This window comes from Gilvimarinus agarilyticus (assembly GCF_000832015.1).
GTDB lineage: Bacteria > Pseudomonadota > Gammaproteobacteria > Pseudomonadales > Cellvibrionaceae > Gilvimarinus > Gilvimarinus agarilyticus.
Genome location: NZ_JXCJ01000001.1, coordinates 453,592 through 479,241, shown reverse-complemented (window position 1 = coordinate 479,241; position 25,650 = coordinate 453,592). Strand labels below are relative to the sequence as shown.

23 protein-coding genes are annotated in these 25,650 nt (G+C 54.0%); 14 read left to right on the top strand and 9 right to left on the bottom strand.

Going from position 1 to position 25,650, the window contains the following annotated elements; all coding sequences use genetic code 11:
- Window positions 1–79: 79 nt before the first annotated feature.
- The gene (locus SD69_RS02170) at window positions 80–1,705 is read right to left on the bottom strand and encodes a methyl-accepting chemotaxis protein (RefSeq protein WP_041521895.1); all 1,626 of its coding nucleotides are present in this window, start codon (window positions 1,703–1,705) and stop codon (window positions 80–82) included.
- A 225-nt stretch (window positions 1,706–1,930) separates the two neighbouring features.
- Here SD69_RS02170 and SD69_RS02165 point away from each other — a divergent pair, with 225 nt between their 5' ends.
- Complete coding sequence (locus SD69_RS02165; protein ID WP_041521894.1) at window positions 1,931–4,117, top strand: carbohydrate-binding protein; 2,187 nt, start codon at window positions 1,931–1,933, stop codon at window positions 4,115–4,117.
- A 69-nt stretch (window positions 4,118–4,186) separates the two neighbouring features.
- On the opposite strand, the gene SD69_RS02160 is transcribed toward SD69_RS02165, so the two are convergent.
- On the bottom strand, window positions 4,187–6,094 hold the full coding sequence (locus tag SD69_RS02160) for an ATP-binding cassette domain-containing protein (RefSeq protein ID WP_041524344.1): 1,908 nt from the start codon (window positions 6,092–6,094) through the stop codon (window positions 4,187–4,189).
- A 59-nt stretch (window positions 6,095–6,153) separates the two neighbouring features.
- Here SD69_RS02160 and SD69_RS02155 point away from each other — a divergent pair, with 59 nt between their 5' ends.
- Complete coding sequence (locus tag SD69_RS02155; RefSeq protein ID WP_052480819.1) at window positions 6,154–6,642, top strand: TIGR02444 family protein; 489 nt, start codon at window positions 6,154–6,156, stop codon at window positions 6,640–6,642.
- Here SD69_RS02155 and SD69_RS02150 read toward each other — a convergent pair.
- Window positions 6,639–7,568: a hypothetical protein gene (locus tag SD69_RS02150; RefSeq protein ID WP_041521893.1), complete on the bottom strand. Its 930-nt coding sequence runs from the start codon at window positions 7,566–7,568 to the stop codon at window positions 6,639–6,641. The two genes, SD69_RS02155 and SD69_RS02150, sit on opposite strands and share 4 nt — an antisense overlap.
- A 324-nt stretch (window positions 7,569–7,892) precedes the next feature.
- Here SD69_RS02150 and SD69_RS02145 point away from each other — a divergent pair, with 324 nt between their 5' ends.
- The gene (locus tag SD69_RS02145; protein ID WP_052480818.1) at window positions 7,893–8,657 is read left to right on the top strand and encodes an FKBP-type peptidyl-prolyl cis-trans isomerase; all 765 of its coding nucleotides are present in this window, start codon (window positions 7,893–7,895) and stop codon (window positions 8,655–8,657) included.
- 69 nt (window positions 8,658–8,726) lie between these two features.
- Here SD69_RS02145 and SD69_RS02140 read toward each other — a convergent pair whose 3' ends face one another.
- Both SD69_RS02140 and SD69_RS02135 read right to left on the bottom strand, forming a co-directional pair.
- A complete protein-coding gene (locus tag SD69_RS02140) occupies window positions 8,727–9,701 on the bottom strand; it encodes a WD40 repeat domain-containing protein (protein ID WP_041521892.1) in 975 nt (324 codons plus the stop codon).
- Window positions 9,702–9,761: 60 nt separating this feature from the next.
- Window positions 9,762–10,229 (bottom strand): Rsd/AlgQ family anti-sigma factor, encoded by a 468-nt coding sequence (locus tag SD69_RS02135; RefSeq protein WP_041521891.1) that lies wholly within the window; start codon window positions 10,227–10,229, stop codon window positions 9,762–9,764.
- 202 nt (window positions 10,230–10,431) lie between these two features.
- Between SD69_RS02135 and SD69_RS02130 the strand changes: the two genes are divergently transcribed.
- Window positions 10,432–10,881, top strand: a complete 450-nt coding sequence (locus tag SD69_RS02130; RefSeq protein WP_232301137.1) for a flagellar basal body-associated FliL family protein — start codon at window positions 10,432–10,434, stop codon at window positions 10,879–10,881.
- On the opposite strand, the gene gshA is transcribed toward SD69_RS02130, so the two are convergent.
- The 3 genes from gshA to SD69_RS02115 all read right to left on the bottom strand — a co-directional run bounded on the left by gshA (window position 10,856) and on the right by SD69_RS02115 (window position 13,693).
- Window positions 10,856–12,475 (bottom strand): glutamate--cysteine ligase, encoded by a 1,620-nt coding sequence (gene gshA, locus SD69_RS02125; RefSeq protein ID WP_041521890.1) that lies wholly within the window; start codon window positions 12,473–12,475, stop codon window positions 10,856–10,858. The two genes, SD69_RS02130 and gshA, sit on opposite strands and share 26 nt — an antisense overlap.
- A gap of 158 nt (window positions 12,476–12,633) precedes the next feature.
- Window positions 12,634–13,050: a hypothetical protein gene (locus SD69_RS02120; RefSeq protein ID WP_198144041.1), complete on the bottom strand. Its 417-nt coding sequence runs from the start codon at window positions 13,048–13,050 to the stop codon at window positions 12,634–12,636.
- Window positions 13,051–13,150: 100 nt separating this feature from the next.
- Window positions 13,151–13,693, bottom strand: a complete 543-nt coding sequence (locus tag SD69_RS02115) for a DinB family protein (RefSeq protein WP_041521889.1) — start codon at window positions 13,691–13,693, stop codon at window positions 13,151–13,153.
- 159 nt (window positions 13,694–13,852) lie between these two features.
- On the opposite strand from SD69_RS02115, the gene uvrD reads away from it, so the two are divergent.
- From uvrD to rluF, 5 genes are all read left to right on the top strand, one after another.
- Window positions 13,853–16,051, top strand: coding sequence for a DNA helicase II (gene uvrD / locus SD69_RS02110; protein ID WP_041521888.1), 2,199 nt, complete (start codon window positions 13,853–13,855; stop codon window positions 16,049–16,051).
- Between the two features lie 463 nt (window positions 16,052–16,514).
- Window positions 16,515–17,675 carry a TRAP transporter substrate-binding protein gene (locus SD69_RS02105; RefSeq protein WP_041521887.1) on the top strand — a complete coding sequence of 387 codons (1,161 nt, stop codon included), beginning with the start codon at window positions 16,515–16,517 and terminating at the stop codon, window positions 17,673–17,675.
- A gap of 274 nt (window positions 17,676–17,949) precedes the next feature.
- Window positions 17,950–18,477, top strand: coding sequence for a hypothetical protein (locus SD69_RS02100; protein ID WP_041521886.1), 528 nt, complete (start codon window positions 17,950–17,952; stop codon window positions 18,475–18,477).
- Between the two features lie 87 nt (window positions 18,478–18,564).
- Window positions 18,565–18,957 (top strand): hypothetical protein, encoded by a 393-nt coding sequence (locus tag SD69_RS02095; RefSeq protein WP_041521885.1) that lies wholly within the window; start codon window positions 18,565–18,567, stop codon window positions 18,955–18,957.
- Between the two features lie 459 nt (window positions 18,958–19,416).
- The gene (rluF, locus tag SD69_RS02090) at window positions 19,417–20,442 is read left to right on the top strand and encodes a 23S rRNA pseudouridine(2604) synthase RluF (protein ID WP_041521884.1); all 1,026 of its coding nucleotides are present in this window, start codon (window positions 19,417–19,419) and stop codon (window positions 20,440–20,442) included.
- 10 nt (window positions 20,443–20,452) lie between these two features.
- Here the strand turns inward: rluF and rlmE are convergent, their stop codons facing one another.
- Window positions 20,453–21,073 (bottom strand): 23S rRNA (uridine(2552)-2'-O)-methyltransferase RlmE, encoded by a 621-nt coding sequence (gene rlmE, locus SD69_RS02085; protein ID WP_041521883.1) that lies wholly within the window; start codon window positions 21,071–21,073, stop codon window positions 20,453–20,455.
- Window positions 21,074–21,279: 206 nt separating this feature from the next.
- On the opposite strand from rlmE, the gene SD69_RS02080 reads away from it, so the two are divergent.
- From SD69_RS02080 to SD69_RS02060, 5 genes are all read left to right on the top strand, one after another.
- Entirely contained in the window at window positions 21,280–22,941 is a 1,662-nt protein-coding gene (locus SD69_RS02080; RefSeq protein ID WP_041521882.1) for an NAD(P)/FAD-dependent oxidoreductase, read from the top strand.
- A complete protein-coding gene (locus SD69_RS02075; protein WP_041521881.1) occupies window positions 22,938–23,663 on the top strand; it encodes a TrmH family RNA methyltransferase in 726 nt (241 codons plus the stop codon). The genes SD69_RS02080 and SD69_RS02075 overlap by 4 nt, the downstream gene beginning before the upstream one ends.
- Before the next feature lie 146 nt (window positions 23,664–23,809).
- Window positions 23,810–24,181, top strand: coding sequence for a hypothetical protein (locus SD69_RS02070; protein ID WP_041521880.1), 372 nt, complete (start codon window positions 23,810–23,812; stop codon window positions 24,179–24,181).
- A gap of 37 nt (window positions 24,182–24,218) precedes the next feature.
- A complete protein-coding gene (locus SD69_RS02065) occupies window positions 24,219–24,917 on the top strand; it encodes a hypothetical protein (RefSeq protein WP_041521879.1) in 699 nt (232 codons plus the stop codon).
- A gap of 60 nt (window positions 24,918–24,977) precedes the next feature.
- Window positions 24,978–25,499 carry a hypothetical protein gene (locus SD69_RS02060; RefSeq protein WP_041521878.1) on the top strand — a complete coding sequence of 174 codons (522 nt, stop codon included), beginning with the start codon at window positions 24,978–24,980 and terminating at the stop codon, window positions 25,497–25,499.
- The last annotated feature ends 151 nt before the right edge of the window (window positions 25,500–25,650 follow it).

Sequence of the window (25,650 nt, the reverse complement as noted above, 5' to 3'; positions counted from 1 at the left end):
GCAGTGCGTTGGAAAAGGTGTCAGGCCCGGTCGTTTGATACGGCGGATAATAGCTAACGCCGAGCCCTAAAATTTGTTGTTAAACCACAAAGTGAGAAATTTGCCCCGACAGCTTTTGCGCGGTGTTGTCCAGCTCGTTAGCCGTTTGCGTCGAGTGCTGCGCCGCCTGATGCGCTTGCTGTACCAGCTCGACGACTTTTACAACGTTTTGGTTAATTTCTTCGGCGGCGTAACTTTGCTCTTCGGCGGCGGTGGCGATTTGAGTATTCATCCCGACAATGGCGTTAATGGCCTCCGAGATGTCGCGAATCGCACGCCCGGTCTCATCCACCAGTAACACGGTTTGTTCGGTTTGGCTCTGGCCACTTTGCATGGCCAGGCTGGCTTTTCGGGCGCCGGCTTGTACCGCCTCGATGATGTTTTGAATCTCGGCCGTTGATTGCTGCGTGCGCTGCGCCAGGCCGCGCACTTCATCGGCGACTACCGCAAAACCGCGGCCTTGCTCGCCAGCCCGGGCGGCTTCGATAGCGGCGTTAAGAGCCAGCAAATTAGTTTGCTCGGCAATGTCTTTAATCACGCCCAGTACCCGGCCGATGCTGTCGGTCTCACCTTCAAGCTGTGCCATGGCCTGGCTAACATCGATAACCTGAGTGGACAGTGAGTTAATAGCGCTAACCGTTTGCTCCATCACTCCAAGGCCGGTGCGCGCGTTTTGGTCTGCGGCGCTTGCGGCTTCGGCGGCACCCGAGGCGTTGTTGGCCACCTCTTGCACAGTCGATGACATTTCATTAACCGCCGCCGCCACCTGATCGGTGGAGTTTTCGGTGGCGCCAATATGCTTGGCAATATCCGAGGCGGTTTGATTAATATTGGCGGATGCATCGCCTAACTGTACCGCGGTGTCTTTTACCGAACTTACTACCGAGCGCATTTCTTGTTGCATATGGCGCAGGTTGTCACCCAGCTGGCCCAGCTCGTCTTCGCGCTGTAAGTAAAACGGCTGAGAAAAATCCCCTACGGCCATATGCTTGATATGGCTCATAATCGATTGCAACGGGCGAATGAGTGTTGAGCGCAATAACAGCCACAATACGGCCAGAGCAATCAGGGCCACCGCAAAGGTAACTATCTGCGCCCAAAAGGATACTTGCTGACTTTTTTGCTGCACTTGTGTTGCGGCTACGGCCACATCTTGCGCGATAATGTCGGCGGCCTCTTGCAGCAAGCGGCTGGGTTCGCGGTCGATACCGGATACCGCCTGATCACCTGCGGCCGGGTCATAGCCGGCCAGTGCAAACTGTTCAAATCCCGTTTGGTATGCGCTAAACGCTTTTTTATGGGCGGTGAGAAACTGATGTACGAGCTGGCGCGAGTTTCCGTCGTCTAAGCTTTGCGACAGGTTATTACCCGTGTCTTGAATGGTGCGTTGCGCTTGGTTAAAGCGCTGCCAGTATTTTTCTCGTTGCGCGGGGTCGGCGCCGCGCAGCAGTACGTTTTTCCACTCTTGTACCTGTACTTTAAAGGTAAAGTTCATATCGGCAATATGGCGCTCGTGCGCAATATCGTGCTCTATCAACCGGTTATAGTTGTCTAACTGAGCGTTGAGCATACCGATGGCAACTTCAGCGGCGATCAATAGGCCAGCGATGCCCAAGGCAACCACGGCGATAAGCCGGGTCTGCATGCTGCGGGTTAACCATTTCATAGTGTGAATCTCTTCAAAATTGAGGCGTAAAACTGAGTTGCCTAAACAGGCGGGTCATACAATGGGCATATATTCGAGGGTTGCTAAAGACGCTCGCTTGAGATGATGGCAAATCATCGCTGTTACAGGCTATCGGCCGGCGCGCGCCAGGCTTGAGTAAAAGTATAGGGGCCGCGCGATCTGCTGCTAAACTGAGCAAAAGGCTTAATCAACAAAGGCGGGATTATGGATCGTTTCAAACGGATAACATGGTTGTTAGGGGTAGGGCTAATACTGGTAGCGCTCGGGGCTAACGCCGTAGAGTGGCCGCAACAGATCGAGGCTAGCGAAGGCACTATCGTCGTGTATCAGCCGCAGCCCGAGCGAATGACCGGTAACCAACTCAGTGGCCGGGCGGCTATGTCGCTGGAGTTAAACGACAAAGACGAGCCAATATTTGGTGCTTTTTGGTTTGATGCACGGATTGATACCGACCGCGATGCCGGCACTGCCCTAGTGCGGGATATTAACGTGACCCGGGTGGGCTGGCCCGACTCTGGCGATGCCGATGAAGCACGCTTCACCGAGCTCGTCGAGGCGGCCATCCCCACGGCGGGTTTTACCATCAGCCTCGAGAGTTTATCGGCCAGTTTAAAAAACGCCGAGCTTGAGGCGCAAAGTCTGGCCGAGCTAAAAAATGAGGCGCCGACAATTTTATTTGCCGATGAGCTGGCGGTACTGCTGCTGTACGATGGCAAGCCGCGCTTTGTCGAGGTGGAGAACAGCGCTTACGAGCGCGCTCTTAACACGCCTTTCGTCGTCGTACGGCACCAAAAACAAGGCGTTTATTATTTAAGCAGCGGTAATGTTTGGTACAGCGCCCGCTCGGCGCTGGGACCGTGGGAAGTCACCAGCACGCCCCCGGCCGATTTAGTAAAACTGTTGCCAGAGCCCGATGACGACACGGTGCCAAACGCTAAGCCACCAGCTATTGTCGTGGCGACTAGCCCTACCGAGCTGATTGCCACCGATGGCGAGCCCGAGTGGAAGAGTTTAGCGGGCGGTAAATTGCTCTATGTGGAGAACACTGAAACCCCTTGGCTGCGCGACGTAAACGCGGGGCAAATGTATGTATTGTTGTCCGGCCGCTGGTTTCGTGCCAAAGAGCAAAAGGGCCCCTGGGCGTTTGTTCGCGCAGATGAGTTACCGGCAAGCTTTAGTGAGATTCCACCGGCCTCTGACATCGGTGGTTTGCGGGTGTCGGTGGCTGGCACCGAAGAGGCCGAAGATGCTCTGCTAGACGCACAGATACCACAAACCACGGCGGTTAAGCGCAGCGAGGCGAGCCTGGAGGTGACCTACGATGGCCCGCCCACCTTTGAAGACATTAAGGGCACCAAGGTGGCCTACGCGGTAAACACCGGCAGCCAGGTGCTAAAAATTGATAGCCGCTATTACGCGGTAGATAACGGCGTCTGGTTTGTGGCACAAAAGCCCAAGGGGCCGTGGCAAGTGGCCGATAGCATCCCTGAGGATGAGATCAAGCAAATCCCCCCCAGCTCGCCGGTGTATAACACCACTTATGTTGAGGTGTACGAGTCTACCCCCGAGGTGGTGTATGTGGGTTACCGGCCTGGGTATATGTGGTCGTTTCCTTATTATGGCGTGCCCGTATACGGCACCGGTTGGTACTACCCGCCTTATTGGGGCGGTGTTTACTACCCTCGCCCACCTACCTGGGGGTTTCATGTGGGCTATAACCCCTGGACGGGCTGGAACTTTGGCGTGAGCTGGAGCAATGGCTTTTTCAGTTTTGGCGCCAGTTGGGGCGGCGGCTGGCATGGCGGTTATCGCCCGGGCGGCTGCTGTGGCGGTTGGTACGGTGGTGGTTACCATCGCCCACCCATGGTGATTAATACCGGCAATATCAATATTGGTAACACGGTAAATATCGGCAACCGCACCCATATTAAAAACAGCATAAACAAAACTAACCTGCGTGCTAATCAGGTGCAGCGCAACCTGTACCAGCGCCCTCAAAACCGCACACGCAATGCCAGCGCTACCGATATTAAGCGCAATATTAAAACGGCAAAATATGCCGAGGGGCGCAAAAATAATGTCTTTACCGACAAAAATGGCGCAGTGGCGCGCAAGGTGGGTGATGATTGGCAGGTGCGCAACCAGGGCGATTGGCATCCCGATCGCAGTGCCAGCGAGATTCGTGAGTCACTGCCGCAAACCTTGCCGCAATCGCGGCCAGAGGCGTTGCCCAATCGCGATAATTACCAGCGCCCCGAGTCGTTTAACCGCCCGAGTACATTACCGGCGATCGACCGGAACAACTTAAACCGTGATTTTCAGGCCCGTCAGCGGGGCATGAATCGCAATATGAATCGTCCCATGAATCGTCCTATGCCACACCGGCGTTAATCGTCAGAGGCTTTAGCAGCAAAAACGGCGCCTTAAGGCGCCGTTTTTAATGGGGGTTATTGGCCGGGGTTAGTCGTCTAACGCGTCCAGCTCCGCCTGGGCCTCTAACCACTGCTCTTCACACTCATCAATTTTTTGGCTGAGCTCGGCCTGTTGCTGCAACAGTTTTTGCAGCTGATCTTTGTGTTGATCTTCGTACAGGCTGGTGTCGGCTAGCTCGGCTTCCAGTGTGGTATTTTTCTGTTGCAGCTTTTCCAGCTCAGATTCGAGCTTTTTAATACGGTTGGTTAGCGGCTTGCGCGCCTCGCGTTTGGCGGCGGCCTCCTGGCGCTGCATTTTTTTGTCTTGTGCGGGCTTTGGCTTAACCTCGGTAGCCGGGCTGGCTGTCGCCTCTGTGGTTTTATCGCCGCCGCTTTTGCGCTCCAGCAACCAGCGGTAATAATCATCCAGCTCGCCGTCAAACTCTTCGATTTTGCCGTCGGCCACCAGCAGCCATTCGTCTACTGTGTTGCGCAGCAGGTGACGATCGTGCGAGACCACAATAACCGCCCCCGCAAAATCCTGCAGCGCCATGGTTAGCGCTTGGCGCATTTCTAAATCTAAATGGTTGGTCGGCTCATCCAGTAACAAGACGTTGGGTTTTTGCCAGGCAATAAGCGCTAACGCCAGGCGAGCTTTCTCGCCCCCCGAGAAATGATTGATCGGCTCGAAGGCGCGATCGCCAATAAAATCGAAGGTACCCAGAAAATTACGAATCTCCTGCTCGCGCGCTTTGGGGCTGATGCGCTGGATGTGCAGGGCCGGTGAGGCGTTCATATCCAGTGCCTCGAGCTGATGCTGGGCAAAATAGCCCAACTTAAAATGCTCGCCGGTGACGCGCTCACCGGTTAAGGGTTCTAGTGTGCCGGCCAGGGTTTTAATCAGGCTCGATTTACCCGCGCCGTTGGGGCCCAGCAAGCCGATGCGTGTGGCCGGTGCAATATTGATGTCCACGCCGCCCAGAATTTGTCGCTCGGGGTAACCGATGGTCATTTGCCGCAACACGATTAACGGGTCGGAGACTTTTTCGGAGGCGGTAAAGGTAAAGCTAAAGGGCGAGTCCACGTGGGCCGGGGCGATGGTTTCCATTCGCTCTAGCTGTTTAATACGGCTTTGCGCCTGCTTGGCTTTGGTGGCCTTAGCGCGAAAACGGCGAATATAATCTTCGATGTGGGCGATGCGCTCTTGCTGCTTATTAAATTCCGCTTGCTGCTGCGATAATCGCTCGGCGCGCTGCACCTCGTAGGCAGAGTAGTTACCGGTGTAGGCCACCAGCTTGCTCGACTCGATACTGACAATACGCTCGATGACGTTATCCAAAAAATCGCGGTCGTGCGAGATAATCAGCAAGGTGCCGCTGTAGCGTTGCAGCCACTGCTCAAGCCACAGAGTGGCGTCGAGATCCAAGTGGTTGGTGGGCTCATCCAGTAACAGCAAATCGGATGGGCACATCAGGGCGCGGGCGAGATTAAGCCGAATACGCCAGCCCCCCGAGAAGGCACTAACCGGGCGTTCGAGCTCGTTGCCGGTAAACCCCAAACCGTTCAGCAATTGTGCGGCTCGCGCGGGGGCCGTGTAGGCGTCGATTTGCTCCATAACACCAAACAGGTGGGCCAGCTTTTCACCGTCGTCGCCGGCTTGTTCGATCTCGGCTTCTGTCTCGCGCAGTGCCTCGTCACCATCGAGCACATAGTCCAGGGCGGTGCGATCGGTGTCGGACACCTCTTGCGCCATATGCGCCAAACGCCAATCGCCAGGTAGCGATACGGAGCCGGTATCGGCGCCCAGTTGGCCCAGCAGGAGCTTAAACAGCGATGACTTGCCGCTACCATTGGCGCCAATAAGGCCGATTTTTTGCCCCGGAAAGATCGCCAGATCGGTCTCGGTCAGCAGAAACTTAGGCCCGCGCTGTAAACTGATTTGCTGTAGTGTAATCATGCTGGGCATTCTATCTAAGCTCGGTGTGAAAGCCTATCACCAGAGGAAGAAAGACCTTAATGACTGAGATATTACCCGGCCCTTTATGGGATTTTGCTCTGGAGTTGTATCAACAACCCGATATTGAAGTGCAGAGCTTGCAGCTGCAGGATGAGTACGGCGTACGTATTCCGGTCTTGTTGTTTATCTGTTGGTTGGATATCAGTGGTAAGAGAGCTGGCCCAGAGGCGTTAGAGACGGTACTTAAAAAAACCGCGGCATGGTATCAGCAGGTGGTGGTGCCACTGCGCGAGGCGCGCCGTTGGATAAAATCACAAGCCCCGTTGGATGAATCGCAAAGTCATTGTCGCGGGCAAATTAAAGCCGCCGAATTGGCCGCCGAGCGTTGGGAGATTCAGCAGTTGGCCGAGTTGAGTAAGGGTTGGCCCATCGAGCGCGCGGCGCCTCAGTTGCCACGGGTGCAGAGCTATTTGGCGGCGTGCGCTGTGCCGCCGCCAGTGGTAGAGCGCACCCTGGCGTTGGTTCAGGGTGCGCTCGCGCCGGACTAGTCTTCGTCGAATAAACTACCAGAGCTGGGTACGGCTGGTGCATCGGGCACGGGTGATGGCTTGAGTTTGTCCTCGTCGCCGGGCTCAATCATGCCAGTTCCTATATGGTTTGGCAGTGGCTTGGGGCTCACCTCAAGAGTGCTGGTTTGCGGCTTGGCGACCGGCTCGGGTATGTCCATTAACGCGTGCTGTTGCACGGGCTCGGCCACTGGCAGTGGCGCAGCTTCGGTTACCGGAGCCGCTGGTGCTTTAGGAGCTGCTGGCTTTTTGGTCGAGGCTTTGGCTTTGGGCGCACTCGCGGCTTTTTTCGGGGCAGCCTTTTCGGCCTTGGCCGGTGCGGCTGCTTTTTTAGCCGGTGTCTTTTTAGCGGCAGCCTTTTTTACCGGCGCGCTTGCTGTTGTTGCGCTGGTGGTTTTTGGGGCCGTCGCTTTTTTGCTGGCCGCCTTCTTAGCCGGTGCTTTTTTTGCCGTGGCTTTAGGGGTGGTTTTAGTCGCCGGCTTGCTGGCCGCTTTTTTACGCGACTTAGCGGCCGGTTTAGCAATGGTTTTTTCGGCTTGCGCCTTGACCTTAGCAAAGGTCTTTGCCAATGCCAGCTCTTGTTTTGCGGCTTTTTGTTCGGCCTTGGCGGAACTCACTTGCCCTTCGGCAGTCTCTACCACTTTTGTTTGCGCGGTAAGCGCGGTTTCAGCTTTGGCCAAGCGCGCTTTGGCGGCGGCCGTTGGTTTTGCTTTAGCAGCGGCCGCTTTGCGGGTGCGCAAAGTCGCGAGCTTTTTACGCGCCGCCGCCAGTTGTTTTTGGGCGCTCGACAGAGCTTTGTCGGCGTCAGTCAGTTTTTTGGTTCGCGCCGCAGCGAGCTTGGCGCTAACCGCCGCGATGTCTTTTTCCAGTTGCGCGACAGACACAGCAGTTTTTTTCTTGGCAGCCATAGTGAAACCCTACATGTGATTTAAATCTGAGTGTTGCAGAAAGGGGTAAATCTAAGGCGATATTGTAGACCCTAGCGTATAAATTGTGTACGTCACGAGCGCAAAATTAAGCACTAACTATTGAATTTTTGCTCTAACTCCCCATGAATAGAGCTACAGGCGCGTTCGAATTCGCATTTATCAACCTAAACGCCCACACTGTGGCGCAGTTGGTATAACATGGATGGGCTTTTTTGTTACGAGTGCCGGATGGGCCGGCAAGCTGTAGCGTGATGGACCCGTTGCAGTTGATACAACAAACACACTCCAATAAATAGGTATTATATGTTTAACAAGCGTTTACTGATGGCCGGCGTTATCACCTCGGCAACCGTGCTGGCAGGCTGTAACCAAGAGAGCCCCGATGCACCCGCTACAGCCCCCAAGGCTGATCAGCAAGTTACCCTGGAAACTCTGGAGCAAAAGGTTAACTATGCTATCGCTTTAAACATGGCCTCTAACTTTAAGCAGCGCGATGTACCCATCGAAGTAGAAGCGTTTACCCAAGCGCTGACCGACGTACGCGATGATAAAGAGCCCGCCTTGACCCAGGAAGAAATGGAAACAGTAATGCAGACCTTCCAGGAGCAACAAATGGAGCTGCAACAGCAAAAGCAAAAGGCGCTGGCTGAAACGCAAAAAGCCGAAGGCGAAGCCTTTTTGGCCGAGAACGCCGATAAAGAAGGTGTGATGGTCACCGACAGCGGCCTGCAGTATAAAGTGATTGAAGAAGGTGATGGCGTAAGCCCCGGCGAGAAAGACACCGTGACGGTTCACTACCGCGGCAAACTGTTAGACGGTACCGAGTTTGATAGCTCTTACGCCCGTGAGCAGCCCGCCACTTTCGCCCTGAACCAAGTTATTGCCGGCTGGACCGAAGGCCTGCAGCTGATGGAAACCGGTGCTAAGTACGAGCTGTATATCCCCTCTGATTTAGCCTACGGCCCAGGTGGCAACCAGGGTATTCCACCTAACGCGACGCTGATTTTTGAAGTGGAGCTGTTAGAAGTTGAGCCTGCCGCTGCACCAGAAGAAGCCGCTGCCGAGTAATCGCTTAGCACGTAGTATAAAAAAGCCGGGTTAATAGCCCGGCTTTTTTGTGCCCGTTTGTCAGCGCTTTTAATAACTTAAGGTATAGATATAGCCATTGCCGCTGGCGGCGCGATAGTGCTCTGGGTTGGGCGTAAAGCTTACCGCTAATACCGAGGTGGGCTTGGGTTGCCATGGGTCGAGCTTGGGTAGTTGCCAGTGATACAGCGCTTGTTGCCCGTCGATATCCCACAATTGCACCCGGCCATCGGGGCGGCCGGTTAACAGGTAGGCGCCGTCGTCACTAAAGCGTGCGGCGCTTAAGCTATAGCCGCGAATAATACGCTCGTGGCCCAAGGGCAGCGTCCAGTTAAGCTCATCGCTGGAGGTGCTAAACAGCTCGATGCCATCGTAGCGGGCCGCTACCAGCGCACGTTTGCCGTCGGGGCTTAGGGCCACCTGCTGGATGGCTTTGTCGTATTTGCGCGCTGACTGTTGCTGACCACTTTGGGTGTCCCAGATGCGGGCGGTTTGATCGTCGCCACCGGTGAGCGCCAGACTTAAGTCATCGCTTAGGGCTACGGCGTTAACCGGCGCATCGTGCTGGAAGGTGCCAAAGGTTCCGCCGTGGCGCACATCGTATAACACCGCCCGGCCATCGGCTAAGCCCAACAGCGCCACGTTGCCGTAGCGCCCCAGCGCCAGTGCGTTAATCTCGGCGCTAATACGCCAGTAGGCTACCGACTCGCCGCTAGCGGTATCCCACAACACCAGAGTTTGATGGTCGGCAGTAATGGCCCAGCCGCCGTCGCTAGAGATGGCGCTGTGTAAAATCAGGCGGGTGGTGTCGTCACTGTGGTTCCAGTCGTACAGCCGCTCGCCGGGGGAGACCTGCCAGTAGCTGCCACCTTGATAGGTAGAGCCGATCACTGCGTGGCTGCCATCGCGGGCTAAGCTGGCCGACTGCGTGCTGCGGTTGGCCACTTGTAACTCGGCTTGGGGCGCCGGGTTGCAGGCACTTAACAGTGGTAGGAGTGCGGCTGTAAACAGCAGCGGTTTTAACATGGGGCGGGCCAGAGTCGAGGTGGCGCCAAGGTGGTGTTCACCTCTGGCGCCAAGTGGGGTTTAGCTGGCTTGAACGACGTCTTTATTGGCATCGTGGAGTACGGCAATCATGCGATCTTCACCGCTAAAGCGTGCTTCCAGGGTCTCGCCCAGCTCCGACAGGTCGGTGTCCAGGGTGGTCAGATCATCGGTCTCCTGGTACTTGTCGTTAAAATCCAGGATTTTTTCTGTAGTGGCATCTACTTCTTTAAAACGCTCGGCGGCTTCTTTAAGCGCTTGCTCGTTGCCAAACTCGCGGCCTTCGCGTACCAGCTGGTCGTAGATCTCAAAGTGCCCCGCCGAGACGTAATCCACCATGATCTCGCACATGCGGCGCAGCTTGGCGCCGCGCTCGTCGCTGGTCTGGCCTTTTGTCTCCGACAGGGCACAGTATTGCACCAGCATTTCCTGGCGCTCTTGCAGCCAGCGATCGATAATCTGGCTTACTCCGCCCCAGCGCTCTTTGGCGTCCTGGCAATTCTCTAACATGACATTATCCTAGCTATCTTTAGCGATATTCTTTAATCAATCCAGTGTTGGGCAATCTTACCACGATCAATCGCCGTCCCCCAGTAGCGATAGCACGAATATTGTGCGCTGACATCAAGTAAACTGTCGCCTCGCCGATAGCTTTGTAAGATACCGCGTAAGCTGCGGTTTTGGTCCACCTTTTTCTTGTCAGGAGTAACCGATGGCTCTGTCTGCCACCCTCGTTCGCCCATTGTGGTTGATGCTGTTGCCGGCATTGGCGCTCGTGTTTGCCCTGTTGTTAAGCGCGACATCTTTGGCACAAAGCGATTCGGAGTCTAAGGAGGTTGAGGGCTCAATTTACATACCCATGCAGCCGGCGTTTGTGGTTAATTATGGCGGTGCCGGGCGGCTTAAATACTTAAAAACTGAGCTGTCATTGCGGGTTAACGATGTTTATACCGCCTCGGCGGTGCGCCACCATATGCCGCTGCTGCGCAATGCTATGGTGATGCTGTTTAGCCGCCAAACGGAAGAAGCCATTACCACGCAGCAGGGGGTAACCCAGCTGCGCGAGACGGCCAAGGCCGAGATTATCGCGTTGCTGGAGTCGGAGCAGGCCGAGCACGATGTGCTCGAGGTTTACTTTAACAACCTGATTGTGCAGAAGTAACCGCCGGCTCACCACAGCAGGTGTACTGGGCGTAGTACTTGGCCAAATACTCATCAAAGCTTATTTGGTCGGCGGCTTCTACATCGGTTTGATGGTGCTTAGATTGCTCGGCCAGGCGGGCAAAATGCGTTTGCTGCTGGTCATCGAGCGGACGCGCTGCAAAGTAGTCGCGGTGTTGCCTTGCCAGCTGTAGTGTGTGGGCGTAGTAGGTTTGCTCGCGCTCGGCCAGCTCACTCAGCACCTGTTCGGCGGGGGTGGCGCGTTCGCCCGCGAGCTTTTGCCGCTGCTCGGTGCAGGCGTTTTGGTAGCGGGTGTCGCCATTAGCCTTATCGAGCAACGCCGCGCAGCGCTCGACATCCTCTTGAATCTCCAGCGCCCACTCGCGCATGTTCACTTCCCCGCCGTTGCGCCGTAGCATCAACTCTGGGTCGCGGCCCTGGTAGACAATGCGCGCTTGGTTATCTTGCAGCCCCTGGTACTCGGCATCGGTGGCCTCGGGGCTGTCTTGCAGCAAGCAAAACAGCAAAAACGCATCCAAATAATGCAGCTGCGCTTCATTGACGCCCAGTGGCTCAAAGGGGTTTAAATCGACGCAGCGCACCTCGACGTACTCTACCCCACCCAATTGCAGTGCTTGCAGCGCCGTTTGCCCAGACTTAGCCGTGCGCTTGGGGCGAATGGTGCTGTAAAACTCGTTTTCGATTTGCAGCAAGCTGGTGTTTAGCTGCTGGTATTGCCCATCGGCGCCTTTTAATCCGATGTTTTGGTACTCGGTGTGTGGCTGGGTAATGGCGCCGCACAGGGTTTGCAAATAGTTATCAAGGTTGTTGTAGCACACCACCAGCGATTGCTGGGCGTCGCTTTGGTAGCCTAAATCACCCATGCGCAGCGAGGTGGCGTAGGGGGTATGCAAGGTGTGGTCGTCTTTGCCAAAGGGTTCAAGGGCGTGCTCGCGGCCGCGCACAAAGCTGCGGCATACCGCCGGGGCGGCGCCAAACAAGTACACCAACAGCCAAAAATAGCGCCGAAAATTACGGATTAAGGCAAAGTAGCGGTCGGTTTTAAACGCCTGCAGGCTTTGCTGGTTGCCGGTATCCCGGGCCAGCTCACGCCAGAAATCGTCTGGTAGCGAGAAGTTGTAGTGCACTCCGGCAATGGTTTGCATGGCGCGGCCGTAGCGGTGTCCCAGGCCCAGGCGGTACACCGTTTTCATGGTGCCGCTGTTGGAGGTGCCGTAACGCGCCACCGGGATGTCGCTGTCGGCGCCCAGCACGCAGGGCATACTGGCCGGCCACAAATACTCATCTTGCAGCTGGCTGTAGGTGTAACGGTGCACGTCATCAAGCTGGTTTAGCAGTGTGCCGATGGAGGCTTGCGGCTCGGTAATAAATTCCAGCAGCGCCTCGGAGTAATCGGTGGTGATATGCGGGTGGGTGAGCGCCGAGCCGAGCCCCAAGGGGTGGCTGGTTTGCGCCAGGCGGCCGTCCGGGCTAACGCGCAGGCTCTCTTTTTCGATGCCGCGCAAAATACCGCGAAGTGTTTGATTGGCTTTAGCGCCGGATAACGCCTGTAACTGCGCATCAAATTGAGACAAAAGCTTTTCCTCTGCAGTCCGGTTGCGGACGCGGTCGTGGCGCCAGGCGCTCGGCTGTCACCAGCCCTAAAGTGTCGAGTGTAGTCAGTTCGCCCAAACAGGGCCACCGCCAGAGCGGCCCTGGGGGGTAAAAAACGGTAATTGCGACGGCGATAAAATCACTGAGGCGATGACTCGCGTGGTTCGGCCTGGGTAGCCTCGGGTTGCGGTTCAGCGCTATCAGCTTGAGCGGCCGGGTCAGTTTGAGTTTCTGCGCTCGCGGGCTCACGCTCTTCGGGGGGCGGCGTGTCGTTGGTGGCCAAATCCAGCTCCAGTGAGTCTTCACCACGGTTTTTGGGCTGGGGCGGCGGTAGTATCTCGGGGTCGATGACGGGGTTGCGCCGTTCATTTAACGGGCAAGCTACCAGTGATACTCGCTGGGTGTAGTCTTTGCTGCTGGCCTCAAACATCTCATTCACAGCCTCGTCTTTGTGGGGGCTGCGATATAAACCCGCCGGGTCGCGGCCATCTACCCAAATGCGCTGCTTGCTCAAAAACAACTTATCTTGATTTTGCAGTATGTATACGTCCGTCATAACTCACTAACTGTCACGGTTGGTGGAAACACGGCCTGTGTTAGGCGTTTCGTGGGTTTATGGGGGCGCAGCGGCGAGAATCAAGCGCGCGCCCAGCCAGCTAGGCATCCAACCTTGGGATATCCTGTAAAAAGTCGGTTACGCCTATGTCCAGCCCGCGCTGGTTTAGCAGCGTACTCACTTGGCCGCGATGGTGTGTTTGGTGGTTAAACAGGTGCATCACCAGCTCGCCAAAGTCCCGCTCGGCGGCTTCCCCTTTGCTGTTGTGATACGCCAAAGCACGTTGTAAATCGCTGCTTTTCAGCTCGTCGGCACTCCACTCGATGATGGCGTTATCGATAATCCCGCGGGCGGCGCCAAGGGCGGCAAACGCCGGGTAAAGCTGTTGATCAAGCCGCTCGGGGGTGGGTAGCTCGGCCAGCGCCTGCAGGCTTTGGTAGCTCGCCGAATGTTTCGCGAAACGCGTTAGCCACAGTAGGTCGGTAACCACCATGTGGTTGAGTGTGCCTAAAATCGAGCCAAAAAAAGCGCCAGCATCAGCGGTGAGAGTGGCGTGATCGAGCGTGGCGGCAGCGGCAAACACCTGACTGTTTAAGCGCTTGTTATAACCGGCCATCAGGCGAATATGATGGTGAAGATCCACGTGTTTACAGCTCCTTTAATAACCTAGGCGATATGCCTGCTTGGGCCCATAGCGGCGGTGCACGCTCAGCGACACTGTGTAAATTTACAGTAAAATGGTATGCTGTCGTCTCCGTCAGGGCAAGTGCCCTACCATACACCAAGATGCCAGAATTGACCCATGGATGCTCCTCACCTCGTCGCAAGTTTAAACGATGCCCAGCGCGAAGCCGTTACCGCTGAAGCCGGCAACCAGCTCATCCTCGCCGGAGCCGGCAGTGGTAAAACCCGCGTGCTGGTACACCGCATTGCCTGGCTGGTGCAAACCCAGGGGGTGTCGCCCTACAGCATACTGGCGGTTACCTTTACCAATAAGGCCGCGCGCGAGATGCGCGCGCGGCTCGACGAGAGCTTTCGCGAGAGCGGTACGCCCATTAATACCCGCAGCATGTGGGTGGGCACCTTTCACGGTTTGGCCCACCGGCTGCTAAAGGCCCACTGGAAAGACGCCAACCTGCCGCAGAACTTTCAGATTCTGGATAGTGACGATCAACTGCGCCTGATTAAGCGGGTGTATCAAAATTTGGCTATCGATGCCGAGCGCTGGCCCCCACGGCAGGCGCAGTGGTTTATTAACGGCCAAAAAGACGAGGGCCTGCGGGCCAAGCACATGCAGCCCAGTGCCGATCCGTTTACCCGCACCATGACCACCGTATACGCCGCCTACGAGGCCGACTGCGAGCGCGGCGGCATGGTCGACTTTGCCGAGCTGCTGCTGCGCGCCCACGAGCTGTGGCTGAACAAGCCCGCTATTTTGGATCACTACCAGGCGCGCTTTCCGTTTATTTTGGTGGATGAGTTTCAGGATACCAACTCGGTGCAGTACGCCTGGTTGCGGGTATTGGCCGGCGAGAGTTGCTTTGTTACCGCCGTGGGCGATGACGACCAATCCATTTACGGCTGGCGCGGCGCTAAAGTCGAAAACATCCGCCGCTTCAGCGAAGACTACCCTGGCACCAGCACCGTGAGACTGGAGCAAAACTATCGCTCGACCGGCAATATTCTTAACGCCGCCAACGCGGTTATCGCCAACAACTCGGGCCGTATGGGCAAACAGCTGTGGACCGACGGTGAAGACGGCGAGCCTATCTCGCTGTACGCGGCTTTTAACGAGCAAGACGAAGCACGTTTTATTGTCGAGCGCATTAACGATTGGGTGCTTAAAGGCAACCGCAAAGATAGCTGCGCCATTTTATATCGCTCTAACGCCCAGTCCCGGGTACTAGAGGAGGCCCTGCTGCGCGAAGGCATGCCCTACCGCATTTATGGCGGCCAGCGATTTTACGATCGCTTAGAAATTAAAAACGCCCTCTCGTACATGCGTTTAGCCAGCAACCGCGACGACGACCCGGCATTTGAGCGCGTCATTAACACCCCAACGCGCGGTATCGGCGGTAAAACCGTCGACGATATTCGCGCCTTTGCCCGCGAGCATGGCTGCTCGCTCTGGCAGGCCAGCCAACAAATGTTAGCCAACCGCGTGCTCAGCGCCCGCGCCGGCAACGCGCTGGCCGGTTTTACTCAGCTAATCGATGCTCTGGCCGAGCGTAGCCTCGAGGTGAAGCTCGATCAGCTGGCCGAGTCGGTGCTCGAAACCACAGGCTTGTTTGAGTTTCACAAAAAAGAGAAAGGCGAAAAAGGCCAGGCCCGCGCCGAAAACCTTGAAGAGCTGGTAACCGCGTGCCGCGTGTTTGAAGCCCCCGACGACGAAGAGCCCGTGCTGCAACAGTTTTTAGACACCGCCGCGCTGGACGCCGGGGAAGCCCAGGCCGATGAGTTTGAAGACGCGGTACAGCTGATGACACTGCACTCGGCTAAGGGGCTGGAGTTTCCGCTGGTGTTTATGGCCGGCGTCGAGGAAAACCTGTTTCCCCACAAAATGTCGGTAGAAGACCCGGACCGCCTGGAGGAAGAGCGCCGCCTGGCCTACGTGGGCATCACCCGCGCCATGGAGAAGCTCTACATCTGCTACGCCGAAACCCGCCGGCTGCATGGCGGTGAAACCTTTAATGCCCTGTCGCGCTTTGTTAAAGAGATACCCGACGAGCACCTCGATGAAGTGCGCATTAAAAGCACCGTTAGCCGTCCGGTTCGCCACCAAAGCCCGACTCAGCGTAAACAGGCGCGCGGTACCGCACTGAGTGATTCGGGTTCCGACACCGGCTTTCGTTTAGGGCAGCGGGTTAGTCATAAAAAATTCGGCGCAGGTATTATCGTCCACTTTGAAGGCTCCGGTGCCAGCACCCGGGTGCAAATTAATTTTGACGATGCCGGCACCAAGTGGTTGGTGGTGCAGTACGCCAAGTTGGAGGCGGTTTAAGTCTGTTATCATTGTCGCTTGGTATGTTAAAGGTTGCCGCTGACGCGAGCCTTATTTATAAGCTCGCATCGCCGAGCGTGGCGAGTTACTTTTCTTTGTTTGGCCAAAAGAAAAGTCACCAAAAGGCCGCTCCTGCGCATCCATGCGCTCGCGGCATTAGTGCATCCGTGCACGTCAGAGGCCACCCCGGCACCTCAGCCCTTCGGGTTCCCTCGCTTCAGCCGATTTTCGAGGGCCGTATCGACACGCCGTCCATGGCGTGACGATACTTGCGCAAATGTCCTATTTKCTTACCCCCAAAAATAGGCTTTCGCTCGGCTGGTTGCAGGGGATATAAAGAACGGCACTTCGTAGTCGGTATACAGCTACAACACAATGAGATAGAGCCACAGGGGTTTAGGTTAAACGATGATACCGGTTGGTGGCGCCGAGTTATTACGAAAATATAAAAAGATCAAAACTTATGAACACAGCACGTCGCTTCCAATTTACACCTATTGTCATTCTCGCGCTTATCGCTTTGTGCGTCGCTTTGTTTGCTGCCCTGGTTATGAGTAAGGCCGACCAAGGCAAGGCTCAGGCAAGCGGCCCCGCTGTTAGTGGCCAACAGTATCAGTGGCGTATGGTGACGACCTGGCCAAAAAACTTTCCGGGCCTTGGCACCACCGCAGAGAAGTTTGCCAGCATCGTCGGCGAGATGAGCGGCGGGCGCTTGACCATTCATGTGCACGGCGCGGGCGAGATCGTACCGGCCATGGGGGTGTTTGATGCAGTTTCCTCGGGCAGTGTTGAGGTAGGCCACGGCGGCGCCTACTACTGGCGCGGCAAAGCGCCGGCCAGCCAGTTTTTTACCACCGTGTCCTTTGGCATGAACGCGCAAGAGATGAATGGCTGGCTCTCCCACGGCGGCGGGCTAGAGCTGTGGCGCGCGGTGTACGAGCCCTTTAACGTGCTGCCGTTTCCCTCGGGTAATACCGGTATTCAAATGGCCGGTTGGTTTAACAAAGAGATCAATACGCTCGACGATTTGCGTGGCTTAAAAATGCGCATACCGGGCCTGGCCGGTGAGGTGTTTAACCGCGCCGGCGGCACCTCCGTGAATATCCCCGGCGGCGAGCTTTACACGGCCATGCAAACTGGCGTTATCGACGCCGCCGAGTGGGTTGGCCCCGCCAACGATTTAGCGTTTGGCTTTCATCAGGTGGCTAAGTATTACTACTACCCAGGCTGGCACGAGCCCGGCTCCACCATGGAGCTAATTGTAAATAAAAGCGCGTTTGAATCCTTGCCCCAGGATTTGCAGGCCATCGTCACTTACGCGGCGCGTGCGTCCAACCAGGATATGCTCGATCAGTACACCGCCACTAATAACGCCGCCCTGCAGGCTTTGGTAAACGATCACGGCGTCGAGCTACGCCGCCTACCGGACGAAGTGCTGCAAGAGCTACGCCGCATTACCGAGCAAGTGTTTATCGAGCAAGCCGAGCAAGACACCATGTTCGCCAAAGTGTGGGAGTCTTACAAAAGCTTTCAGGCCAAAGCCGCCGCCTGGCATAAAGTGTCGGAGCAAACATATTATAAAGTGAGAGAAGAAACAGCCCCGGCCAATCATCCCCAGCCGTGAGTGAGAAGCTAGCAGTTTTATATAGCTCGGTTTACGGTTTTCAATAATTAACATTTACTTTATAGTCCAACGCTTAGCCAGATAGGAAGGTGAGATAACAAGGCCCGCCGCCGCAGGATAGCGCGCAAGCACACTTTGCCTCCCGCCTATTTTTAAAAACGTACTAAAAGTCGAGCTTAACCAGAGAGTTATTCTGTCTTCCTACAATTCTTCTAGGGGAGCTTAATGCGTAAGCTCGATATACAAATGTTATACGTGAGAGGTGCAAATAGAAGTGGTAAAAGTGGCCGTCAGTAGAATTTTTACAAGCACTACTGTGCGGGTGATGACGTTTGGTTTTGCAATCTCTCACCCTGGAATATCTCATGCAAAGGATAATGTTCACTTCGCGTGTACAGCTGTCGGTTTGGGGTACCAAACAGAGGATCATTCTGGGCCTTGGGAGTTCGAAATTGATAGCTTCACCTGGCATTATGATGCCTCCATGATCGAGGTGCCCTCGAAAGTCGATGGGTCGCAAAGCGGGTGTATGCCAGTGGAAATAAAAAGCCCAAAGATTGGTTTAGGGAAGGGAAAGCATGTCTATATTTCAGCTAATAGATGTGGTGGCAGTCCTAGCTACTTTTATGCTGTAGCTAATTTAGACGGTATAAGTATGGCGACTTCTTTGGGTCAATCCGACGATATGCTTAGTAAGGATTATATTAAAGTGGTTTTCAATAATGAAGGTGGACCGATAGAGATAGGTGATAGGGAATTTGGTCGAGTTTCTTTCGATTGCAGCCTAGACCAGAACTCTTAGTGAAAATGTATATGTATAACCAACGATTCAAACGGCCCGTTTTGTGCTGGCGCTCCAAACGACCGCATGTTCAAGGCGTTATAGCCAATGAAAGCTTTCAGCCTTACTACTAGAAAAAATATAGCCGCTGTTTTGTTTGGGCCCTTATTGCTGGTTCCAGCAATGACTCTGACTTACGTATTTTTAGCGTTATTCAAAGGGAGCCCAACGAACCCGATGGACGTGGTAGGCGTATCGTTATTTTTTAGTATCTGGGGGTTGGTTGTTGCGTATCCAGCAGCATTGTTTTTAGGTGTACCTTCAATACTTTTGCTCAAGCGTTATAAAAAACTAAATTATTTTTCTGTGCTATTCGCTGGCGTCGCATGGTCTGTACTGATTGCTCTCAGTTTTGGTATCGATACGGGCAGCATTATATTTGCTAGCTATTGTGCGGCAGTAGTGGCCTCTGGCTGTTGGTTAGTTTATAGGTACGTGTAAAGCTATAACAAACAGCTCGAATCTACCTCCACTGCGTTGCTTGTTTTGTGCTTTTCCGCTACCCTCGCACAAAATAATCAACTTCGCCTCGCGGGTTAGCTTACCTAAGCTGCCCACAAAAAGTAGCCACCCTATATAGTTAAATTAACCCTATACGGAGGTGCCTTAAACAACACGAAAAAAACATCACGATTACATACGACGTGTATCGAAAGGAAGCTACGGAAATCCGACCAGCCTTATAGCTCACACCCAAACCATATAATAAGCTGTTAGCAATAGCAGCCGCGATTGTTGGGGCCCTTCGTAAACCCCTGCCACCCAACCTCTTTTTGCTTACCTACTGTTGTGCGATATAATCCCCGGTGCATCCATTGGGGCGGGTTGCTGGGGCAGTAGTATGCCCGCAGCGCTACCTGCCAACCTCTCTCTGTATTACCGATTAAAAGTCGACACTATATGCTCAACACCTCTTTAACACGCCTTAATAAGTACATCAGCGAGAGTGGTATGTGCTCGCGGCGCGATGCTGACCGTTTTATCGAGCAGGGCAATGTGTACCTAAACGGTAAGCGTGCTCAGGTGGGCGATCAGGTGGCGCCGGGGGATACGGTGCGGGTGAATGGCCAGCTTATCGAGCCGCAAGAGGCGGAGGATTTGATTTTTATTGCGCTGAATAAGCCGGTGGGTATTGTCAGTACCACCGAGAGTAGCGAGCGGAATAATATTGTTAATTTTGTGCGCCACAGTACCCGGATATTTCCGATTGGGCGGTTGGATAAAGACTCCCAGGGGCTGATTTTTTTAACCAATAATGGCGATTTGGTTAATAAGATTTTACGCGCCGGTAATAACCACGAGAAAGAATACTTGGTGACGGTTAATAAGCCGATTCGCGACGATTTTATTACGGGTATGAGTCAGGGCGTGCCGATACTGGGCACCAAGACAAAAAAGTGCAAGGTGAGTAAAGAGGCGCCCACGGTATTTAGAATCACTCTGGTGCAGGGGCTTAATCGTCAGATTCGCCGTATGTGCGAACATTTTGGCTACGATGTGGTGCGCCTAGAGCGCGTAAAAATTATGAACGTGAGCCTCAAGGGCTTACCTGTGGGCGAGTGGCGTGACCTTACCGAAAAAGAGCTGAAAGTGTTGCTGGCGGCGATCGAGGATTCATCGTCTGAGGCGCCGGCCGGGCGTAAAAGCTCCCAGAAAAGAGCGCCCAAAAAGTCGCCTGCTAATGGCCCTAAAGCCCGTGGCGCCGGAAAATCAAAGTCGGGCGGCAAAAAGCCCTTTGCGGGTGGGGGTAAAAAATCGGTGGCAGGGAGCGGTAAAAAACCGGCGGCTAAGTCTGCGGCCGGGGGAAAAAATAAGCCTGCCCCAGCTGGCAAAAACAAGCCCGGCAATCGAGCCAAAGCAAAACCCACGGGCAGCGGTGGGCGCCAAAAGCCCGGGCGCGCTGGCTCTAAAAAGCCTAGGCGCTAAAAATGGCCTGCTAGTCTTTAAAGCCCTTGGCCACAAAATAAACTTCGCGCGAGCGGGCACGCGAGGCGTCCGGCTTGCGTATCACGACCTTATCGAACGATGAGCGTACATCTTTTAAGTATTCATCAGAGCCCTCGCCCTGAAACACCTTTGCCACAAAGCAGCCCTTGGGCTTGAGTACTTGGCGCGCCATGTCGAGCGCCAGCTCTACCAGGTACATGGATGACGCCTGGTCTGCGGCGTTTACACCGCTGATGTTGGGCGCCATATCAGAAATCACCAGATCTACCGGAGCGTCGCCCACGGCTGCCATGATCTGCTCAAATACCGCATCTTCGGTGAAGTCGCCCTGAATAAAGTCGACATCGGCCATCGAATCCATGGGTAAGATGTCCGAGGCGATAACGCGCCCTTTTACACCGACAATAGGTGCTACTACCTGCGACCAGCCGCCGGGCGCGCTGCCTAAGTCCATAACGACCATCCCGGGGCGCACCAGTTTGTCTTTTTTAATAATCTCAAGCAGCTTGTAGCTGGCGCGCGAGCGGTAGCCATCAACTTGAGCGCGCTTTACGTAAGGGTCATTAACGTGTTCGCTAAGCCACTGATTGCTGCTTTTTGATCTTGCCATGGTACGACTCTGCTGTGCCCGGTAAATAATAGCCGCATTATACGCGTTCTGGTGCCGGGCCGTAACAGGGGGTGGCACCCTATGCTACCAGCCCCGAGACGCTAACCCCTGCTTCGCAGCTACCGTTTTCAAAGGTACAATACGCCCATTCGGCGCCTTTGCCGCTCTTTTGCCCCTTTGCCGGAGACACCGGCCAGGTCTCTTTTATGATCCGACTTACCGAACTCGCCCTACCCCTCGATCACCCGGCAGAGGCGCTGCCTCAGGCGGTTGCGAAACGCCTGGGCGTGGCTGACGCCGAGCTGCAAAACCTAACCGTGTTTAAACGCAGCTACGATGCCCGCAAGAAAAACACCGAAATTAAGTTTATCTATATTATCGATGTGAGCCTTGCCAACGAGGCGGCTGTGCTAGAGCGCCTGGCGGATGATCGCCATATCCGGCCATCGCCCGACACTCAGTATTACCCGGTGGCCCAGGCCCCCGCAGAACTAATCGAGCGGCCGGTGGTGATTGGCTTTGGTCCCTGTGGTTTATTTGCCGCTTTGATTTTGGCGCAAATGGGGTTTAAGCCCATCGTGCTTGAGCGCGGCCGCAATGTGCGCACCCGCACCAAAGATACCTGGGCGCTGTGGCGCAATAACGTGCTTACGCCTGAGTCCAATGTGCAGTTTGGAGAAGGTGGCGCGGGCCTATTCTCGGACGGTAAGCTCTATAGCCAAATTAAAGACCCTAAGTTTTATGGCCGAAAAGTCATGTACGAGTTTGTTCGCGCCGGCGCGCCGGATGAAATTATGTACGTTAGCAAACCGCATATTGGCACCTTTCGATTAACGGGTGTCGTGGCCGCCATGCGCGAGGAGATTATCGCCCTGGGGGGCGAGGTGCGCTTTGAGAGCAAAGTGGCGACTCTCGACCTTGATAAAGCGCATAGCAACGATGGCGAGCAAAGCAACCGCATTAAAGGCATCACCCTGGAAAACGGCGAGCAGATTAAAACACGCTACGTGGTACTGGCCGTTGGGCACAGCGCCCGCGATACCTTTCGTATGCTCCACAAGGTTGGCGTGTATGTAGAGGCGAAACCGTTTGCCATTGGCTTTCGGATTGAGCATCCGCAATCGCTCATCGATCACGCGCGCTTGGGTAAATACGCCGGGCACCCGGATTTGGGCGCGGCGGATTATAAATTGGTGCACCACGCTAAAAACGGCCGTGCTGTATACAGCTTTTGTATGTGCCCCGGCGGCACCGTAGTGGCGGCCACCTCCGAGGAAGGCCGCGTTGTGACCAACGGTATGAGTCAGTACTCACGCAATGAGCGCAACGCGAACGCCGGTATCGTTGTGAGCATTAATCCAGCCGAAGACTTCCCCGGCGGCCCGTTGGCCGGTATTGAGCTACAAGAGGCGTTGGAGTCTTACGCGTATGTGGCCGGCGGCAAAAACTATTGTGCGCCGGGCCAGCTGGTGGGCGATTTTATTAACGCCAAAGCCTCTACCGAGTTTGGTGAGGTAGAGCCCTCTTATAAGCCAGGCGTGACGCTGGGGGATTTGTCGTCGACCTTACCCAGTTATGCGATCGACGCAATCCGTGAGGCCTTGCCGGCGTTTGCCAAACAGATCCGCGGTTTTGATCGCCCTGATGCGATATTAACCGGTATCGAAACCCGCACCTCATCCCCGGTGCGCATCACCCGCGACCGGGACACGCTGCAAAGCCTAAATACCCGGGGCTTATACCCCGCCGGTGAGGGCGCCGGCTACGCCGGTGGTATTCTATCCGCCGGGGTCGACGGTATAAAGATTGCCGAAGAGCTGGCGAAAGCGATGTTGAGCGATCTCGCAAGCGAAGGCAAAGCCCCATGAAGCTCGACGATATTAAAAAGCTCCATCAAAAAAAATACCGCACCGAGCTCGGCTTTTTTTTGGTAGAGGGCGAACATCTTATTTTAGAGCTAGAAAAAGCCGCAAAGAATAATCCGTTGCTAGCCTCGGCCACGGTTTACGTCAGCGACAGCTATGGTGATGTGCAAACTGACTTTGAGCTGGTGCGGATTTCTGACAAGCAGATGCAAAAAATCTCCGATACCAAATCCCCGCAAGGTATCGTTGCCGTAGTGCCCTTTAGCCCCGCGGCTTCGGCGCAAAAGGTTAATGTTGAGCGCACAATTTATCTGCACGAGATACAAGACCCTGGCAATCTGGGCACCATCTTACGCACCCTTGCGTGGTTTGGTGGATTTAAGTGTGTGCTTAGCCCCAATAGCGTCGACCCCTACAACCCCAAGGTCGTGCGCGCCAGTATGGGCGCAATTTTTCATGTGCCGATTGAGGTGGATGTGCCCCTCAGTACCATGAAAACTCGCTTCGACTCTTTTGCGTGTTTGGACATCGCAGGTGCTGCGCTATCAGAGCCGCAATTTAGTAATCATCACTGTTTTATATTTGGCAACGAGGCGCGAGGCGTGCCACGTGAGCAGCTGGCAGCGTTACCGGTAGAGTCGTTTTCTATCCAGGGCAGTGGTATTCTAGAATCACTCAATCTCGCCACAGCCGTTAACATGTGTGCATATGAGTTAAATCGCTAATTGACACGAAATAATAAATACAATAGCTAATCATGCGCTATTGCAGGTGTGGCTGGGGTCAGCGCTAACTGATACCTTACGGGAGTGGGCGCCTGCCATGAGCCTCATATGCTTTACGGAATCTTTAATAGTACAAGGAAACGTATATGGAAAATCAAGCTGTTGCTATCAGTGATAACATACATGACTTAATGATGCTGCCGCTTTGGGTAGTCTCGGCAATAGAAATACTCGATATCCTGTCTGTATTGACTGTTGTGATCATAGCTCATTACATTTCCCGGAGCAGAGCCGTTGGCGGTGTGAGCATGCTGATTTGTGTTTATCTATCCATCATATTTTCGCTGTTACCCATGGGGTTAAGTCTGAATGTAGGGCTTGTCGGTGTTAATGAGGCCGTGCTTTATTATGGCTGCCAATTTTTCTCAAGTTTGTTTGCTCTATTTGCAGCCGTTAATGGTTTTAGGTTTGTAAGGCATACTTTCGTTGACCGGCAAGCTAAGCTGGATGCCACATAAAATTAAAATATGATCAAATGAAACACAAGGATGACGTATGAAAAACACAGCCGTTGTACCACTTACTATATTTTCTCTCGCTTGGTGCATTGTCGCTATAGCAGACTCGAAAGATAAGGAGTGGCACGACATACAAATTCAGGTTGCCTCCATTACTGGCATCGGAGGCCGATTTTATCAGTCTGTTGATGCCTTTACGAAAGAAAGATATCCATATTCAGATCCAGGTTGCAAAGTTATCAATGGTGATTCTCTTGATGAGATCCAAGGGTCGGAGGTTGTTCATATTAAAGGAAATCTAGCATCAGACATAATATTAGGTGATCACAGCGAATTGATTGTGGGTAAAGACGTTATGCCAGATGTAAAAATACACGTGAACGGCCTTGCCGGAATATTTGTAGGTGGCGATTTTAAAGGGAAAATAATCGCGAAATCGTCTTACTCGTTGTATGTAATGGGAAGCCAGTCAGGGGTGATAACCACAGGAAGCCCTACGACCAACGTTGTTGTCCATGGCGATTTCAGCGGTAAAATGTACCCTAATGAAGGAGATGGGGCTATGGCGTCAATACAGGTTTACGGGTTTACCGATGTAGCTGTTATTAACAATATTTATTCCTACCAATACACGCAACTGAATGGTGCTTTTTACAATAGTAACGTTGACCCAGGGATATATCAGGAAGGCTCCCCTTTTCCAGGGTTGTATACTGTCGTTAATAAAGTTAAGTAGTTGTTATAAATTTATCCACTAGGCTTCGGTTACTTAGTTAACAAAGCGATTGGTTAATATATGAAAAGCATCGAAATTCTATCCCTCGGGCTGCGGCTTGTCGGTATCTACGGGATTCTTAAAGGTGTTCAATTTATTGTGCTGGCCTACGGCTCTATTCAACAGATCACCTATACAATGGAAGACGAAAGTTTTATCGGCTGGTATTTAACGTTCGGATTCTCAGTCGCTGTATATTTTATGGTTGTTTACTTCCTCATAAGCAAACCAACTCGGGTTGCCACTAAGCTTCTTCCCGCATCGCAAGACAAGGATCCGATATTCAAGGGTAGCGCCCAAGATATCCAAATCGCGGGATTCACGATCATTGGCGTATATATACTCTCCTATTCGGTGCCTGAGTTGTTGCGGGCTATTGTTTTGCTGTGGCATGCATCGGGGGAAACTGCTTTCTACGGACAAAACAGTCAAAGTCAGTTTCTTACAGAGTTAGTTGTTACTTTAGTACAAGTGTGCATTGGCATTTACCTTTGCTTGCAAGCATCGGGGTTGAGTCACTTGCTATACAAAATAAGAGGGTAGGTGAACAATAAGTTTTTAATAGATGATTGTACTATTTTATTCTGGAGTTATAAGTTTTGTTTTGTGTGATCTTCCCTCTTTCTGCGGGTCTGGAGAAATACAATTAAAACATTAGAAGATATTTATCGGTGCCCTAAGTGCTACGGGGTGG